This is a genomic window from Pseudonocardia wallangbongensis, from assembly GCF_054486945.1.
The window spans coordinates 1-14,762 of record NZ_JBRERS010000028.1 but is presented as its reverse complement, the minus strand read 5'-3'; the positions used below and the strand labels follow the sequence as shown (position 1 = coordinate 14,762).

The window sequence follows — 14,762 nt, the reverse complement described above, 5'->3', positions numbered from 1 at the left end:
GCGGGCGCGGTCCCGGCGGCGGTGGCGGCGGTCGCGGTCCGGGCGGTCCCGGCGGCGGGCGCGGTCCCGGCGGCGGTGGCGGCGGTCGCGGCCCGGGCGGCGGCGGTGGCCGTGGTCCGGCCGGCGGCGGCCAGGGTGGCAATCGCGGCGGTACCGGAGGTCAGGGCTGATGCTCTCTCCCAAGCGTGTGAAGTTCCGCAAGCAGCACCGCGGCCGTCGCCGCGGGCTGTCGCGGGGCCAGGTCAAGGTCCAGTTCGGCGAGTACGGCCTCAAGGCGCTCGAAGAGGGCTGGCTGACCAACCGCCAGATCGAGGCCGCTCGTATCGCGATGACGCGCAAGATCAAGCGCGGCGGCAAGGTCTGGATCAACGTCTACCCGGACAAGCCGTACACGAAGAAGCCGGCCGAGACCCGCATGGGCTCCGGCAAGGGCTCGCCCGAGGGCTGGGTCGCCGTCGTGAAGCCGGGCCGCGTGATGTTCGAGCTCGCCGGCGTGCCGGAGGAGCTCGCGCGCGAGGCGATGCGGCTCGCCGGCCACAAGCTTCCGGTGAAGACGAGATTCGTCATGCGAGAGGACGGCTGACATGACCAACGCGACTGAACTGCGCGATCTGGACGACAGCGCCCTCGGCGAGCACCTGCAGACCGCACGGCGCGAGCTGTTCGGGCTGCGCTTCCAGCACGCGACCGGCGAGCTGGAGAACACCGCCCGCCTGCGCCTCGCCAAGCGCGAGGTCGCGCGGACGCTCACGGTGATCCGTGAGCGCGGACTTGACGCTGACAACAAGGAACTGGGCTAGCAATGGCCGACGAAGAGCAGAACGAGAACGTCGAGGAGACCACCCCGGCGCCCGAGGCCGAGGCGGCCGAGGACACCGCTGCCGCGCCCGAGGCGCCGGCGGGTGAGCCCGTGCCGCAGCTCGCGCCCAAGGAGCGTCGCCGTCAGGCGCGCGTCGCGAAGGCCGCCAAGGCCGGCACGCGGCCGCCGCGCACGATCGAGGAGCGCCAGGCCGAGCGCGCCGCCAAGCGCGCCAAGAACGCCGCCAGACGCCGCAACCTGCGCGCGAAGGCGCGCGAGGAGGCGAAGGCCGCTCCGAGAGGCGAGCCGACGCCGCCGCGCGAGCCCGGCGAGGGCCGTCAGAAGACGCGCCAGGGGATCGTCGTCTCCGACAAGGCCGACAAGACCATCACCGTCCGGATCGACGTCGCCCGCCGTCATCGGCGCTACGAGAAGGTCGTGCGCAGCTCGACGACCTTCCACGCGCACGACGAGAGCAACGACGCGAACGTCGGCGACACGGTCATCATCCGCGAGTCTCGCCCGCTGTCCCGCCTGAAGCGCTGGCGCCTCGTCGAGGTTGTGGAGCGTGCCAAGTGATCCAGAACGAGTCCCGTCTCAAGGTCGCCGACAACACCGGCGCCCGCGAGATCCTCTGCATCCGCGTGCGCGGCGGCTCGCACCGCCGCTACGCCGGCGTCGGCGACACGATCGTCGCGACCGTCAAGCAGGCCAGCCCGCAGGGCTCGGTCAAGAAGGGCGAGGTCGTGACCGCGGTCGTCGTGCGCACGAAGAAGACGTACGGCCGCGAGGACGGCACGTACATCGGCTTCGACGAGAACGCGGCCGTGATCATCGACGCGCAGAACAATCCGCGCGGCACGCGCATCTTCGGGCCGGTGGCCCGCGAGCTGCGCGAGCGCAACTTCATGAAGATCGTCTCGCTCGCTCCGGAGGTGCTGTGATGCCCGCCCGGATCCGCAGAGACGACGAGGTCGTCGTGATCAGCGGCAAGGACAAGGGGAAGAGCGGCAGAGTGCTGCGCGTCGACCCCGCGGCCGAGCGCGTCTACGTCGAGGGCCTCAACATCGTCAAGCGGCATCAGCGTCCGACCCCGGGTCGTCCCGACTCGGTCGCCGGCGTGATCGAGCGAGAGGGTCCGATCCACCTCTCCAACGTGATGCTGCTCGACCCCAAGGACGGGAAGCCGACCCGCGTCGGCATCGAGATCCACGAGGGGAGACGCTTCCGCGTCGCCCGTCGCTCCGGCACCCGCATCGACTGAGCCCGCTATGCCCGCACGACTCAAAGAACGCTACGTCAACGAGATCCGCCCACAGCTGATGGAGAGATTCGGGTACTCGACGCCGATGCAGGCGCCGAAGATCACGAAGATCACCCTCAACATGGGCGTCGGTGAGGCCAAGCAGGACTCGAAGCAGTTCGAGCAGGCCCAGGAGCAGCTCGCCGCGATCGCCGGCCAGAAGCCGAGCGTCCGCCGCGCGCGCAAGTCGATCGCAGCCTTCAAGCTGCGCGAGGGGATGCCGGTCGGGCTCAGCGTCACGCTGCGCGACGACCGCGCCTACGAGTTCCTCGACCGCCTGCTGTCGGTCGCGATCCCGCGCATCCGCGATTTCCGCGGACTGAACGCGAGATCGTTCGACGGCCGCGGCAACTACTCGATGGGCGTCCGCGAGCAGATCATCTTCCCCGAGATCGATTACGACAAGGTCGATCAGGTCCGCGGTCTGGACATCACGTTCACGACCACTGCGGAAACCGACGACGAAGCCTTCGCGCTGCTGAGCTCGTTCGGCATGCCGTTCGCGAAGGACGGGCGCCCTGGCGGGGCGGCCGTGACGACAGGGAGCTAGGACCTTCATGGCGAAGACCTCTCAGCGCGTCCGCCAGCAGCGGACTCCTAAGTACAGAACCCGTGCGTACACCCGCTGCCGTCGCTGCGGGCGCCCGCGCTCCGTCTACCGCAAGTTCGGGATGTGCCGGATCTGCCTGCGCGAGCTGGCGCACAACGGCTACATCCCCGGCATGACGAAGAGCTCCTGGTAAGGGTGGGCTTGATTCCATGTCGATGACAGACCCCATCGCCGACTTCCTCACGCGCGTGCGCAACGGCGCGCGGGCATCGCACGACACCGTGTCGATCCCGTCGTCCAAGCTCAAGCGCGAGATGGCCCGCATCCTCAAGGAGCAGGGCTACATCGAGGGCTACGAGCTCGAGGCGCCCAACGCCGAGCACCCCGGCGAGCAGATCAAGATCAGGCTGAAGTACACGGGCAACCGCCGCCCGGTCATCCAGGGCATCCAGCGGGTGTCGCGCCCCGGCCAGCGCACGTACGTCGGCCATGGCGAGATCCCGAAGATCCAGGGTGGCCTCGGCACGGCGATCATCTCGACGTCCAAGGGCGTCATGACCGGTCACGAGGCGCGCCGCGAGGGCGTCGGTGGCGAGGTCGTGGCGAAGGTGTGGTGAGGCTGGCATGAGTCGTATCGGCCGCAAGCCCATCCCCGTCCCCGCCGGTGTCACCGTCTCGATCGAGCCCGAGCGCGTGACCGTCAACGGCCCCAAGGGCGAGCTGCAGGAGCGCGTCCACCGCGACATCACCGTCGAGCAGGTCGGCGACGAGCTGCTCGTCAGACGGCCGACCGACCGCGGCGAGCACCGTGCGCTGCACGGCCTCACCCGCTCGCTGGTCGCGAACATGGTCGAGGGCGTCACCAACGGCTACGAGAAGAGACTCGAGATCCAGGGCGTCGGCTACCGCGCCCAGCTGAAGGGCAGAGACCTCGAGCTCGCGCTCGGCTACTCGCACCCGGTCCCGATCGAGGCGCCCGCCGGCATCGAGTTCGAGGTGCCCCAGCCGACCAGAATCACCGTCAAGGGGATCTCCAAGCAGCTCGTCGGCGAGGTCGCCGCGACGATTCGCAAGCAGCGGAAGCCGGAGCCCTACAAGGGCAAGGGCATCCGTTACGAGGGCGAGTACGTCGCCCGGAAGGTTGGCAAGCGCGCATGACCGTTCTCAGCAAGCCCACCAAGCGCCTCAAGCGCCGCCGTCGCGTCCGTGCGAAGGTGGTCGGCACCGCCGAGCGTCCGCGCATCTCCGTGTTCCGTTCCAACAGAGGCATCAGCGCCCAGCTCATCGACGACGACCGCGGTCACACGATCGCGGCCGTCAACTGGACCGAAGCGGCGCTGCGCGAGCTGCGCTCGACCGATCAGGCCAAGCGCGCCGGCGAGCTGCTCGCCGAGCGCGCGAAGGCCGCGGGCGTCGACACGGCGGTCTTCGACCGTGGCGGCTACCAGTACCACGGCCGCGTCAAGGCACTCGCGGAGGGCGCCCGCGAGGGCGGCCTCGCCTTCTGAGTGGCGCCCGACCCGTCTCACCAGCTACCTTAGGACCTCATGGCCATCGACCGTTCCGTATCAGCTTCCGGACTCGACCTGCAGGAGCGGGTCGTCGAGATCAACCGTGTCGCCAAGGTCGTCAAGGGCGGCCGCCGCTTCTCCTTCACCGCACTCGTGGTGGTGGGTGACGAGCGCGAGATCGTCGGCGTCGGCTACGGCAAGGCGAACGAGGTCCCGGTCGCGATTCAGAAGGGCGTCGAGCGCGCCAAGAAGAATCTGATCCGGGTCCCCAAGCACGGCACCACGATCACGCACCCGACGCTCGGCATCTTCGGCTCCGGCCGCGTGCTGCTGAAGCCGGCCTCGCCCGGTACCGGCGTGATCGCCGGCGGCGGCGTCCGCGCAGTGCTCGAGCTCGCCGGCATCCACGACATCCTCACCAAGAGCCTCGGGACCCAGAACCCGATCAACCTCGTCAAGGCGACGATGGCCGGCCTCGAGTCGCTGCGGCGGCCCGAGGAGGTCGCGCAGCTGCGCGGCCTGTCGGTCAACGCCGTGCTCGGCCTCAACCCGGGCGGCGACGGCGCCGAGGACCTGACCGAGGGCGACGCGGGCGAGCAGCCCGTCGGCGCCGCTGCCGAGGCCTAGCCCCAATGAGCACGCTGAAGATCACCCAGATCAAGTCGCGCAACGGCGCCAACCAGCGCCAGCTCGACACGCTCCGCTCGATCGGCCTGCGCAAGATCGGCCAGACGGTGGAGCAGCAGGACTCCGCGCAGATGCGCGGCATGGTCCACGCCGTTCGTCATCTCGTGAAGGTCGAGGAAGAAGCCGCATGAGCCCCGTCAAGGAAGAGGCCGAGCGCGAGGAGCGCATCGGCCTCCACAACCTGAGACCCGCTCCGGGTCACCGCAAGTCGCGCAAGCGCGTCGGCCGCGGCGAGGGCTCCGGCACCGGCAAGACCTCCGGCCGCGGCCAGAAGGGCTACGGCTCGCGCTCCGGCGCGAAGGACCGCGCCCGCTTCGAGGGCGGCCAGATGCCGATCCACATGCGGATGCGCAAGCTGCGCGGTCCGCACATGAAGAAGTCGATGCCGTTCGAGCCGTTCCGGACGCACACCCAGCCGGTCAACCTGGCCGACCTGGAGGAGCGCTTCGAGGCCGGCGCCGACGTGACGCTCGAGGCGCTGCGCGCCAAGGGCCTCGCGACGCGCAAGGAGATCCCGGTGAAGGTGCTCGCGAAGGGCGAGATCACCAAGCCGCTGACGGTCCACGCCAACGCCTTCAGTGCGGCCGCGCGCGAGCGCATCGAGGCCGCCGGCGGTACGGCTCAGCTCGTCGACGGCTAGCGCCTGAGGCCGCCGAACCGTGCTGTCGACGATCCTCAACGCGTTCACGGTCCCCGAGATCCGGAAGAAGCTCGCCTTCACGGCGCTTCTTCTGGCTCTCTACCGGCTCGGCTCGCACATTCCCGCCCCGGGCATCAACTCCGAGGCGGTCGAGCAGATCCAGCGGAACTTCTCCAACGGCGGCATCCTCAACTTCCTCAACCTCTTCTCGGGCGGCGGTCTCTCCCGCATCGCGCTGTTCGCGCTCGGGATCATGCCGTACGTCACGGCCTCGATCATCCTGCAGCTGCTGACGGTCGTCGTGCCGTCGCTGGAGAGACTGCAGAGAGAGGGCGAGGTCGGACAGCAGCGGATCACGCAGTACACCCGCTACCTGACGGTCGGCCTGGCGTTCGCGCAGTCGATAGCGTACGTCTTCCTCTTCCGCTCGTTCCAGCAGTCGGCCGGCGCGTCGGTGATCGACAACTTCACGCTCGCGAAGGTGATGCTGATCGCGATCTGCCTGACGGCGGGCTGCATGCTCGTCATGTGGATGGGCGAGCTGATCACCCAGCGCGGGATAGGCAACGGGATCTCGCTGATGATCCTCGCCAGCATCGTCTCCGGCTTCCCGCAGGGCGTGCGCGCCTGGTGGACCAGCCCGGACCCGGTCTTCAAGGTGATGATGCCGTTCCTGGCGCTCGCCGTGATCGCCGCGATCGTCTTCGTGCAGGAGGGCCAGCGGCGCATCCCGGTCCAGTACGCGCGCCGCGTGATCGGCCAGCGGATGACGCAGGGCGGGCAGACCTACCTGCCGCTGCGGGTCAACATGGCCGGCGTCATCCCGGTCATCTTCGCGGCGAGCATCATGGCCTTCCCGCCGACGATCGGCCAGCTGATCAACAGCCCGTGGGCCAACGACCTGGCGAACTTCTTCAGCCCCTCCGACTGGCCCTACCTGGTCGGCGAGGCGATCTTCATCATCGTGTTCACGTACATGTACACGGCGATCACGTTCAACCCGGTGGAGCAGGCCGACAACCTCAAACGCTACGGCGGCTTCATCCCGGGGGTGCGACCAGGGCGGCCCACGGCCGAGTTCCTCGACCGCATCCTCGCGCGCCTGACCTTCCCGGGGGCGATCTTCCTCGCGCTGGTAGCGGCGCTGCCGACGATCCTGATCAACCAGACGAACGCCAACTTCTTCTTCGGCGGCACGTCGATCCTGATCGTCATCGGCGTCGCGCTCGACACGATGAAGCAGCTCGAGGCGCAGCTGATGATGCGCAACTACGAGGGCTTCCTCAGATAGTCCCGCGGCGCCGGCCGGCGCCCGCATCATGTAAGTTCCGCTCCTCGTGCGTGAGCTGAACCTCATCCTCTTCGGGCCCCCCGGGGCCGGCAAGGGCACCCAAGCGGCCCGTCTCCAAGACGACTTCCGCCTGCCCTACGTCGCCACCGGCGACATCCTCCGTGCCGCCGTCAAGGACGGCACCGAGCTCGGCAGAGCCGCCAAGGCGTTCATGGACGCCGGCGAGCTCGTGCCCGACGATCTCGTCATCGACCTGATCGTCGAGCGCATCAGCGCCGACGACTGCCTCGACGGCTTCATCCTCGACGGCTTCCCGCGCAACAAGGCCCAGGCCGACGCGCTCGGGCTCGCCTTCGACCGGCTCGACCGCAGGATCACTGCCGTGCTGCTGATCGACGTCCCCGACGACGAGCTCGTCAGACGCATCAGCGGCCGCCGCGTGAGCGCCAAGACCGGCCGGCCGTACCACATCGAGACCGACCCGCCGAAGCACGAGGGCCGCTGCGACATCGACGGCTCGCGCCTGATCCAGCGCGACGACGACAAGCCCGAGGTCGTGCGCAACCGCCTCGACGTCTACCACCGCGAGACCGAGCCGCTGATCTCCTACTACGACGAGAAGGGTCTGCTGCGCCGCGTCGACGGCACCCGCAGCCCGACGGAGGTCCACGACCACATCCGCGCGGTGCTGGCGACGCTGCGGCTCGAAGAAGACCTGTGATCGTCAAGAAGACACCCGAGCAGATCGAGAAGATGGCGGCGGCGGGCAGGATCCTCGTCCGCACGCTCGACCTGCTGGAGGGCAAGGTCCGCGCCGGCGTCACGACGCAGGAGCTCGACGAGGCGGCCGAGAAGTTCATCCGCTCGCAGGGCGCGACGCCGGCCTTCAAGGGCTACCGCGGCTTCCCCGGCTCGATCTGCGCCTCGCCCAACGACATGGTCGTCCACGGCATCCCGGGCCCCTACGAGCTCGAGCGCGGCGACATCATCTCGGTCGACGTCGGCGTCGTCTACGACGGCTGGGTCGCCGACGCCGCGCGCACCTTCCCCGTCGGCTCGGTCTCGGCGGTCGCGAGCAAGCTGCTCGACGTGACGCAGGGCTCGCTGCTGGCCGCCGTCCCGCAGGTCAAGGCCGGCAACCGGCTCGGCGACGTCTCCAACGCGATCCAGCGCCACGTCGAGGCGGAGGGCTTCTCGATCGTCCGCTCGCTGGTCGGCCACGGGATCGGCCGCGAGATGCACGAGGACCCGCAGATCCCCAACTACGGGCCGGCTGGCAAGGGGCCGCTGCTCGAGGAGGGGATGGTGCTCGCGATCGAGCCGATGGTGACCGCCGGCCGCCACCAGGTGCGGATGGCCGACGACCACTGGGCGATCTACTCTCAGGACGGCTCGCTCGCCGCGCACTTCGAGTTCACGATCGCCGTCACCGCCGAGGGCCCGCGCGTGCTCACCCCGTGGCACGAGCAGGGCAGGCGGGCCGCCGCCTGAGCGGCGTCGGCGGCAGCGCTGCATGCCGCCGCAGAGCGGGTGCACGCCAGCCTCGCAGCGCCGGCGCGCCGCGGCGGTCGGCCCTCGACATGCCACCGGAAGCTCCTGCCTGCGGGTTTGGTACCATGCACCGTCGCGCTCGGAATCGCGTGGATTCGTGCGTGCTTCGTCCTCGACGTGGTAGCGGCGGCCGTCCCGGCAGCCAGAGCCGCATCGACTGGAATCAGCCGAAAGGGAACATGAAGGTACGACCGTCGGTCAAGCCGATGTGCGAGAAGTGCAAGATCATTCGCCGCCACGGCCGTGTGCTGGTCATCTGCTCGAACCCGCGGCACAAGCAGCGGCAGGGCTGACATGGCTCGTATCGCAGGCATCAACATCCCGCTGAACAAGCGCGTCGAGATCGGTCTGACCTACATCTACGGGATCGGCCGCGCGACCGCGAACGAGCTGCTCGTCAGAGCCGGCATCTCGCCTGACACCTACGTTCGCGACCTGACCGAGGACGAGGTCGGCAAGCTGCGCGACGAGATCGACTCGCTGACCGTCGAGGGCGACCTCCGGCGCGAGCGCTCCCAGAACGTCAAGCGCCTGATGGAGATCGGCTGCTACCGCGGCCTCCGGCACCGCCGCGGCCTGCCCGTGCGCGGGCAGAAGACCAAGACGAACGCGCGCACGCGCAAGGGCCCCAAGCGCATGTCGGTGGCCGGGAAGAAGAAGGCGGGGAAGAAGTAACGTGAGTCCAGCTCCGAAGCGTCCGCAGCGCGGCCGGCGCAGAGTCCGCAAGAACATCCCGGTCGGCCAGGCCCACATCAAGACGAGCTTCAACAACACGATCGTCTCCCTCACCGACCGTGAGGGCAACGTGATCGCGTGGGAGTCCGCCGGCGGCGCCGGTTTCAAGGGCTCGCGCAAGTCGACGCCGTTCGCCGCGCAGGTGACCGCCGACGCAGCCGCCCGCAAGGGCATCGAGCACGGCCTCCAGAAGGTCGAGGTCTTCGTGAAGGGCCCCGGTTCCGGCCGCGAGACCGCCATCCGCTCGCTGCAGGCCGCCGGCCTGGAGGTCACGGGCGTCAAGGACGTCACGCCCCAGGCGCACAACGGCTGCCGACCGCGGAAGCGGCGGCGGGTCTAGCGGAGGGGCCGGCATGGTCCGCGGGTCCAGCGCCGAGCGCCTGCAAGCGACCCGCGCCGTGCGCTCCTCCGGCTCTCACTCGCAGTAAGCCTTGTTCCGTCGCGGGGTCGCCGTCCGGCCCCTGCGACGCCCGGATGACCGCCCCGCGGCGGGCGGCGCTCACGACACGACGACGTTAGGAACCGACCCCGATGCTTGACTTCCAAGTCCCCCGAATCACCACCGAGACGGTCGAGGAGAACCGCGGCTCCTTCACGATCGAGCCGCTCGATCGTGGGTTCGGCTACACGTTCGGCAACTCCCTGCGCCGTGTGCTCCTCTCCTCGCTCGCCGGCGCCGCGGTGACGAGCGTGCGGATCGAGGGCGTCGCGCACGAGTTCTCCACGATCCCGGGCGTGAAGGAGGACGTGACCGACATCGTCCTCAACCTCAAGGGCATCGTCTGCCGCATGCACTCCGACGCCACCGAGATCGAGGCCCCGCTCGTCGTCACGGGCCCCGGCGACATCACGGCGAAGGACATCGACCTCCCCTCCGGCGTCGAGATCCTCAACCCCGACGCGCACATCGCGACGCTCGAGAAGAAGACCAAGCTCGAGGTCTACCTGACGATCGGGCGCGGCCGCGGCTACCGCCCGGCGGAGGAGAACAAGTCGCCCGACCAGCCGATCGGCGTGATCCCGATCGACTCGATCTTCTCGCCGGTCCGCCGCGTCGCCTACGCCGTCGAGCAGGCCCGCGTCGGCCAGAAGACCGACTTCGACAAGCTGACGCTCGACATCGAGACCGACGGCTCGATCGACCCGCACGCCGCGCTGCGCGAGGCGGCCGAGATCCTGATCTCGCAGCTGGCGATCTTCACTGACGCCGACCGTGTCGTCGAGCTGCGCGACACCGGCGGCCTCGGTGCGCTCGAGCCCGGCCTCGCCGGCGGGGTCGGGGGCGCGGGCGGCGCCGGCGGCCCGGGCGGCCGTCCCGCCAACGCGATGGACGACATCCTGATCGAGGAGCTGGAGCTCGGCGTCCGCTCGTACAACTGCCTCAAGCGCGCCGGCATCCAGACCGTCGGCGACCTCATCTCGAAGACCGAGAACGAGCTCAACGCGATCCCGAACTTCGGCAAGAAGTCGATCGACGAGGTCATCGAGACGCTCGAAGGGCGCGGGCTCCACCTGCGCCAGGACTGACAACCGAGTAAGCTCACCGATCCCATGCGTCACCAGCGAAACCGCTACCAGCTCAGCCGCTCCTCCGCGCACCGGAAGGCGCTGCTCGCCAACCTCTGCAAGGAGGTCATCGAGCACGAGCGCATCAGAACCACCGAGACGAAGGCGAAGGCTGTCAAGCCGGAGCTGGAGAAGCTCATCACGCTCGCCAAGCGCGGCGACCTGCATGCCCGCCGGCAGGCGCTCTCGGCGCTCGGCCAGGACAAGTATTCCGTCTACAAGCTGTTCGAGGAGATCGCGCCCCGCTACACGGAGCGCCCGGGTGGCTACACCCGCATCCTCAAGCTCGGTCCGCGTCGCTCCGACGCGACCGAGATGGTCTTCCTCGAACTCGTGTAACGCTCGGCCGGGGGCCTCGCGTTCCATTGGAAGAACTCGCCCGAGGGGCTCGTTCTTCCGGCGGAATGCAAGGTCGCAGGCCGCCGCGTGCGAGCTTCCGGGCGTGAGGCCGTGAGCAGCGTCCACGTCACCCGGCTCGAGCTCGAGTACGACGGCCGCGACTTCGCCGGCTGGGCGAAGCAGCCCGGCCGCCGCACCGTCCAGCAGGAGCTGGAGCGGGCGCTCGCGATCGTGCTGCGGCGCGAGGCGGTGCCGGTGACCGTCGCCGGCCGCACCGACGCCGGCGTCCACGCCTGGGCGCAGGTCGTCTCCTACGCCGGCCCGCCGGCCGCGCCCCACCAGCTCAACGCGCTGCTGCCCGACGACGTCGCGGTGCTCGACGCGCGCGCCGCGGCGCCGGGCTTCGACGCCCGCCGCGACGCGACCAGCCGCGCCTACTGCTATCGCGTGCTCGCGCGCCGGGCGCGCGGCGCGCACGAGCGCGGGCGGGCGCTGTGGTGGCCGCATCCGCTCGATCGCGACGCGCTCGACGCCTGCGCCGCCGCGCTGCCCGGCACGCACGACTTCACCGCCTTCACGCCGACCGAGACCGCGCACGTCCGCTTCGAGCGCGACGTCGCGTGGGCGTCGTGGCAGCGTCGCGGCGAGCTGCTCTGCTTCCTGATCGAGGCCGACGCCTTCATGCGCAACATGAACCGCGCGCTGGTCGGGACGATGCTGGAGGTCGCCGGCGGGCGGCGGAGCGTCGAGCAGTTCCGCGCGCTGCTGGAGGGGGCGCCGCGCTCGCGCGGCGGGACGACCGCGCCGCCGCACGGCCTCTACCTCGCCGGCGTCGGCTACGACGGGCGGAGCGTGCTGCGCGCGCCCGGGTCAATACGATGGAGAGAGCGATGCGAGTCCTGCTGACCAACGACGACGGGATCGAGGCCGCCGGGATCGAGGCGCTGCGCGCCGCGCTGGCGGCGCTGCCGGGGATCGAGCTGCTGGTCGTCGCGCCCGACGGCAACCGCTCCGCGACCGCCCGCTCGATCACGACGCGCCGGCCGCTGTGGGTCGAGGAGGTCGACCTGCCCGACGGCACGATCGGCTACGCGACCGACGGCACGCCGGTCGACTGCGTGCGGCTGACGCAGCTGGGGATCGTCGAGGGCTTCAGACCGGACCTGGTCGTCTCGGGCATCAACCACGGCCTCAACATCGGCGACGACGTCACTTACTCGGGCACCGTCGCGGCCGCCTTCGAGGCGCTGCTGCTGGGGCTGCCGGGGATCGCCGTCTCGCAGCAGTCGACGGCGCGCGAGACCGATTTCCGCCAGGGCGAGGGCTTCGACTTCGGCGCCGTCGCCGCGTTCACCGCGCGGCTGGTCGAGGAGCTCGATTCCGTCCCGCTGGAGCCGGGCATCCTGCTGAACGTGAACGCACCCGGCACGCAGCCGACGGGGGTCGAGGTGACGCGCCTGGGCAAGCGCTTCTACCGCGACGCGCTGGAGCTGGCCGACGCGGACCATCCGCGCAGGCGGCTGTTCAGAATCTACGGCGACGCCCACGACCTCGTCGACGACGACGGCACCGACATCGCGGCCGTCGCCGCGGGCCGCATCTCGGTCACGCCGGTCCACTTCGACCTCACCAGCCACGCCGGCATCGAGCCGCTGCGCGGCTACGACCTGCAGCAGCTGGTCGCCCCGCCGCCGGTACGGGATCCCGAGTGAGCAGCGCGGCCGCCAGAGACCCGGCGGCCCGCGCCGCCGAGCTGCGCAGAGAGCTCGAGCACCACGGCTACCGCTACTACGTCCTCGACGACCCGGAGATCGGCGACGACGTCTACGACGCGCTGCTCGACGAGCTGCGCGCGCTCGAGCGCGACCACCCCGAGCTGCAGCGGCCCGACTCGCCGACGCAGCGGGTCGGCGGCACGCCGGTCTCCAACCTCGAGAAGGTCAGGCACCTGCAGCCGATGCTGTCGCTGGCCAACGCCCGCAGCGAGGAGGAGCTGCTCGCGTGGGTGCAGCGGATGCGCGCCCATCTGGCGCGGGAGGGGATCGAGCAGCCGCGCTTCGGCTACGTCGTCGAGCCGAAGGTCGACGGGCTGGCGATCTCGCTGCTCTACAGAGACGGCGTGCTGGTGCGCGGCGCGACGCGCGGCAACGGCGAGATCGGCGAGGACGTCACGCACAACCTGCGCACGATCGCGCAGATCCCGCTGCGGATCGACGACGCGCCGCCGCTGCTGGAGGTGCGCGGCGAGATCTACATGTCGCTGGAGGACTTCGAGGCGCTCAACCTGCGTCGCGCCGAGCAGGGGCTGTCGACCTTCATGAACCCGCGCAACTCGGCGGCCGGGACGATCCGCCAGCTCGACCCGAGACTGGCGGCCGAGCGGCCGCTGTCGATGTGGTGCTACCAGGTCGGCGTCACCGACGGCCTCGCCTTCTCCAGCCACTGGGAGAGCCTCGAATGGCTGCGGGCGCACGGATTCCGCGTCAATCCCGACATCAGACGGCTCGACGGCGAGCAGGCCGTCGTGCGCCGCTGCGAGGAGTGGCAGGAGCGTCGCGGCGCGCTGCCGTTCGAGATCGACGGCGCCGTCGTGAAGGTCGACGACGTCGAGCTGCAGCGGCGCCTCGGCGTCGTCGGGCGCGACCCGCGCTGGGCGATCGCGTGGAAGTTCCCGCCGACGACGGCGGTCACGCGGCTGCACAGCGTGATGTGGAACGTCGGCAAGTTCGGCACGCTGCACCCGTTCGCGGAGCTGGAGCCGGTCCACGTCGGCGGCGTCACGGTCAAGCTCGCGACGCTGCACAACGAGGAGGACCTCGCGCGCAAGGACGTGCGGCCCGGCGACGACGTGATCGTGATGCGCGCCGGCGACGTGATCCCGCAGGTGATCTCGCCGGCGCCCCACGTCGCCGAGCGCTCCGACCGCGCGCCGGCGCCGAGACCGCCGGCGCGATGCCCGATCTGCGACACGCCGACGATCAAGGGGGAGGGGGTCTTCACGATCTGCCCCAACCTCGCCTGCCCCGGCCGCCGCTGGCAGCTGCTGCAGCATTTCGTCTCGCGCGGGGCGATGGACGTCGACGGGATCGGCGAGAAGCAGGTCTCGCTGCTGATGGAGAGCGGGCTGGTGCGCAGACCGGGCGACTTCTACCGCCTCGACGCCGAGCAGCTGCAGCGGCTCGACCGCTTCGGCGAGGTGTCGGCGCGCAACGCCGTCGCGGCGATCGCGGCCTCCAGGGAGCGGCCGTTCGGCAGCGTCCTGTTCGCGATCGGGATCGAGGGGGTCGGCGCGGTGACCGGGCGCAACCTCGCGCAGCGGTTCCGCTCGATCGACGCGCTGCTGGCGGCGACGCCGGAGCAGATCGCCGACGCGCCCGGGATCGGCCCGATCGTCGGCCAGCTGATCCACGACCAGCTGGCCGACGAGCATCTGCGCGAGGTGATCGCCGACCTGCGCGCCGCCGGGGTGCGGATGGAGGAGGAGGGGCCGCCGCCGGGCGAGGGGCCGCTGAGCGGCCGCGCCGTCGTGCTGACCGGCACGCTGCCGACGCTGACGCGCGAGCAGGCGACCGAGCGGATCCTCGCGGCCGGCGGACGCGTCACCTCGTCGGTGTCGAGAAGAACCGACTTCGTCGTCGCCGGCGACAGCCCCGGCACGAAGCTGGAGAAGGCCGAGCGGCTCGGCGTCCCGGTGCTCGACGAGGCGGGGCTGGAGGCGGCGCTGGGGGGCGAGCTGCCGGAGGGCGGCGGCGAGCGCGGCGCGACGGCGGGCGGCGACGACGGCGGCGAG

The 14,762-nt window shown here is 70.5% G+C and carries 24 protein-coding genes; all 24 read left to right on the top strand.

Annotation, left to right across the window (positions count from 1 at the left end):
- Positions 1 to 169: 169 nt before the first annotated feature.
- The gene (gene rplP, locus ACU436_RS41990) at positions 170 to 583 is read left to right on the top strand and encodes a 50S ribosomal protein L16 (RefSeq protein ID WP_459032769.1); all 414 of its coding nucleotides are present in this window, start codon (positions 170 to 172) and stop codon (positions 581 to 583) included.
- A gap of 1 nt (position 584) precedes the next feature.
- On the top strand, positions 585 to 800 hold the full coding sequence (gene rpmC / locus ACU436_RS41985; RefSeq protein ID WP_459032768.1) for a 50S ribosomal protein L29: 216 nt from the start codon (positions 585 to 587) through the stop codon (positions 798 to 800).
- 257 nt (positions 801 to 1,057) lie between these two features.
- Positions 1,058 to 1,378 carry a 30S ribosomal protein S17 gene (gene rpsQ, locus ACU436_RS41980; RefSeq protein WP_459032770.1) on the top strand — a complete coding sequence of 107 codons (321 nt, stop codon included), beginning with the start codon at positions 1,058 to 1,060 and terminating at the stop codon, positions 1,376 to 1,378.
- The gene (rplN, locus tag ACU436_RS41975; RefSeq protein WP_459032767.1) at positions 1,375 to 1,743 is read left to right on the top strand and encodes a 50S ribosomal protein L14; all 369 of its coding nucleotides are present in this window, start codon (positions 1,375 to 1,377) and stop codon (positions 1,741 to 1,743) included. Before rpsQ ends, rplN begins: the two co-directional genes overlap by 4 nt.
- Complete coding sequence (gene rplX / locus ACU436_RS41970) at positions 1,743 to 2,063, top strand: 50S ribosomal protein L24 (RefSeq protein WP_459032766.1); 321 nt, start codon at positions 1,743 to 1,745, stop codon at positions 2,061 to 2,063. Before rplN ends, rplX begins: the two co-directional genes overlap by 1 nt.
- 7 nt (positions 2,064 to 2,070) lie before the next feature.
- Positions 2,071 to 2,652, top strand: a complete 582-nt coding sequence (gene rplE / locus ACU436_RS41965; protein WP_459032765.1) for a 50S ribosomal protein L5 — start codon at positions 2,071 to 2,073, stop codon at positions 2,650 to 2,652.
- Between the two features lie 7 nt (positions 2,653 to 2,659).
- Positions 2,660 to 2,845 carry a type Z 30S ribosomal protein S14 gene (locus tag ACU436_RS41960; RefSeq protein ID WP_459032764.1) on the top strand — a complete coding sequence of 62 codons (186 nt, stop codon included), beginning with the start codon at positions 2,660 to 2,662 and terminating at the stop codon, positions 2,843 to 2,845.
- Positions 2,846 to 2,861: 16 nt separating this feature from the next.
- On the top strand, positions 2,862 to 3,269 hold the full coding sequence (gene rpsH / locus ACU436_RS41955; RefSeq protein ID WP_459032763.1) for a 30S ribosomal protein S8: 408 nt from the start codon (positions 2,862 to 2,864) through the stop codon (positions 3,267 to 3,269).
- Positions 3,270 to 3,276: 7 nt separating this feature from the next.
- Positions 3,277 to 3,810 (top strand): 50S ribosomal protein L6, encoded by a 534-nt coding sequence (rplF, locus tag ACU436_RS41950; RefSeq protein WP_459032762.1) that lies wholly within the window; start codon positions 3,277 to 3,279, stop codon positions 3,808 to 3,810.
- Positions 3,807 to 4,160, top strand: coding sequence for a 50S ribosomal protein L18 (gene rplR / locus ACU436_RS41945; RefSeq protein ID WP_459032761.1), 354 nt, complete (start codon positions 3,807 to 3,809; stop codon positions 4,158 to 4,160). The genes rplF and rplR overlap by 4 nt, the downstream gene beginning before the upstream one ends.
- A gap of 39 nt (positions 4,161 to 4,199) precedes the next feature.
- Positions 4,200 to 4,790, top strand: a complete 591-nt coding sequence (gene rpsE, locus ACU436_RS41940) for a 30S ribosomal protein S5 (RefSeq protein ID WP_459032760.1) — start codon at positions 4,200 to 4,202, stop codon at positions 4,788 to 4,790.
- Positions 4,791 to 4,795: 5 nt separating this feature from the next.
- Positions 4,796 to 4,981 (top strand): 50S ribosomal protein L30, encoded by a 186-nt coding sequence (rpmD, locus tag ACU436_RS41935; RefSeq protein WP_459032759.1) that lies wholly within the window; start codon positions 4,796 to 4,798, stop codon positions 4,979 to 4,981.
- A complete protein-coding gene (gene rplO / locus ACU436_RS41930; protein WP_459032758.1) occupies positions 4,978 to 5,490 on the top strand; it encodes a 50S ribosomal protein L15 in 513 nt (170 codons plus the stop codon). The genes rpmD and rplO overlap by 4 nt, the downstream gene beginning before the upstream one ends.
- Positions 5,491 to 5,509: 19 nt before the next feature.
- Positions 5,510 to 6,781 carry a preprotein translocase subunit SecY gene (secY, locus tag ACU436_RS41925; protein ID WP_459032757.1) on the top strand — a complete coding sequence of 424 codons (1,272 nt, stop codon included), beginning with the start codon at positions 5,510 to 5,512 and terminating at the stop codon, positions 6,779 to 6,781.
- A gap of 46 nt (positions 6,782 to 6,827) precedes the next feature.
- Positions 6,828 to 7,502: an adenylate kinase gene (locus ACU436_RS41920; protein WP_459032756.1), complete on the top strand. Its 675-nt coding sequence runs from the start codon at positions 6,828 to 6,830 to the stop codon at positions 7,500 to 7,502.
- Entirely contained in the window at positions 7,499 to 8,272 is a 774-nt protein-coding gene (map, locus tag ACU436_RS41915) for a type I methionyl aminopeptidase (RefSeq protein WP_459032755.1), read from the top strand. The genes ACU436_RS41920 and map overlap by 4 nt, the downstream gene beginning before the upstream one ends.
- A gap of 239 nt (positions 8,273 to 8,511) precedes the next feature.
- Positions 8,512 to 8,625 carry a 50S ribosomal protein L36 gene (gene rpmJ, locus ACU436_RS41910; protein ID WP_012932843.1) on the top strand — a complete coding sequence of 38 codons (114 nt, stop codon included), beginning with the start codon at positions 8,512 to 8,514 and terminating at the stop codon, positions 8,623 to 8,625.
- 1 nt (position 8,626) lies between these two features.
- A complete protein-coding gene (rpsM, locus tag ACU436_RS41905; protein WP_459032754.1) occupies positions 8,627 to 9,007 on the top strand; it encodes a 30S ribosomal protein S13 in 381 nt (126 codons plus the stop codon).
- Position 9,008: 1 nt separating this feature from the next.
- Positions 9,009 to 9,407 (top strand): 30S ribosomal protein S11, encoded by a 399-nt coding sequence (rpsK, locus tag ACU436_RS41900; RefSeq protein WP_012932845.1) that lies wholly within the window; start codon positions 9,009 to 9,011, stop codon positions 9,405 to 9,407.
- Positions 9,408 to 9,598: 191 nt separating this feature from the next.
- Positions 9,599 to 10,594, top strand: a complete 996-nt coding sequence (locus tag ACU436_RS41895; protein WP_459032753.1) for a DNA-directed RNA polymerase subunit alpha — start codon at positions 9,599 to 9,601, stop codon at positions 10,592 to 10,594.
- A gap of 24 nt (positions 10,595 to 10,618) precedes the next feature.
- Complete coding sequence (rplQ, locus tag ACU436_RS41890) at positions 10,619 to 10,972, top strand: 50S ribosomal protein L17 (protein WP_183342514.1); 354 nt, start codon at positions 10,619 to 10,621, stop codon at positions 10,970 to 10,972.
- Between the two features lie 111 nt (positions 10,973 to 11,083).
- Positions 11,084 to 11,878, top strand: a complete 795-nt coding sequence (gene truA / locus ACU436_RS41885; RefSeq protein WP_459032752.1) for a tRNA pseudouridine(38-40) synthase TruA — start codon at positions 11,084 to 11,086, stop codon at positions 11,876 to 11,878.
- Entirely contained in the window at positions 11,863 to 12,684 is an 822-nt protein-coding gene (gene surE, locus ACU436_RS41880; protein WP_459032751.1) for a 5'/3'-nucleotidase SurE, read from the top strand. Before truA ends, surE begins: the two co-directional genes overlap by 16 nt.
- On the top strand, positions 12,681 to 14,762 hold a 2,082-nt coding region (gene ligA, locus ACU436_RS41875; RefSeq protein ID WP_459032750.1), incomplete at its 3' end, for an NAD-dependent DNA ligase LigA. The genes surE and ligA, both read left to right, overlap by 4 nt.

Bases quoted from the DNA above. Each gene is read 5' to 3' on its own strand.
- rplP (WP_459032769.1), top strand. From the start codon at position 170: ATGCTCTCTCCCAAGCGTGTGAAGTTCCGCAAGCAGCACCGCGGCCGT.
- rpmC (WP_459032768.1), top strand. From the start codon at position 585: ATGACCAACGCGACTGAACTGCGCGATCTGGACGACAGCGCCCTCGGC.
- rplX (WP_459032766.1), top strand. From the start codon at position 1,743: ATGCCCGCCCGGATCCGCAGAGACGACGAGGTCGTCGTGATCAGCGGC.
- rplE (WP_459032765.1), top strand. From the start codon at position 2,071: ATGCCCGCACGACTCAAAGAACGCTACGTCAACGAGATCCGCCCACAG.
- ACU436_RS41960 (WP_459032764.1), top strand. From the start codon at position 2,660: ATGGCGAAGACCTCTCAGCGCGTCCGCCAGCAGCGGACTCCTAAGTAC.
- rpsH (WP_459032763.1), top strand. From the start codon at position 2,862: ATGTCGATGACAGACCCCATCGCCGACTTCCTCACGCGCGTGCGCAAC.
- rplF (WP_459032762.1), top strand. From the start codon at position 3,277: ATGAGTCGTATCGGCCGCAAGCCCATCCCCGTCCCCGCCGGTGTCACC.
- rplR (WP_459032761.1), top strand. From the start codon at position 3,807: ATGACCGTTCTCAGCAAGCCCACCAAGCGCCTCAAGCGCCGCCGTCGC.
- rpsE (WP_459032760.1), top strand. From the start codon at position 4,200: ATGGCCATCGACCGTTCCGTATCAGCTTCCGGACTCGACCTGCAGGAG.
- rpmD (WP_459032759.1), top strand. From the start codon at position 4,796: ATGAGCACGCTGAAGATCACCCAGATCAAGTCGCGCAACGGCGCCAAC.
- rplO (WP_459032758.1), top strand. From the start codon at position 4,978: ATGAGCCCCGTCAAGGAAGAGGCCGAGCGCGAGGAGCGCATCGGCCTC.
- rpmJ (WP_012932843.1), top strand. From the start codon at position 8,512: ATGAAGGTACGACCGTCGGTCAAGCCGATGTGCGAGAAGTGCAAGATC.
- rpsM (WP_459032754.1), top strand. From the start codon at position 8,627: ATGGCTCGTATCGCAGGCATCAACATCCCGCTGAACAAGCGCGTCGAG.
- ACU436_RS41895 (WP_459032753.1), top strand. From the start codon at position 9,599: ATGCTTGACTTCCAAGTCCCCCGAATCACCACCGAGACGGTCGAGGAG.
- rplQ (WP_183342514.1), top strand. From the start codon at position 10,619: ATGCGTCACCAGCGAAACCGCTACCAGCTCAGCCGCTCCTCCGCGCAC.
- surE (WP_459032751.1), top strand. From the start codon at position 11,863: ATGCGAGTCCTGCTGACCAACGACGACGGGATCGAGGCCGCCGGGATC.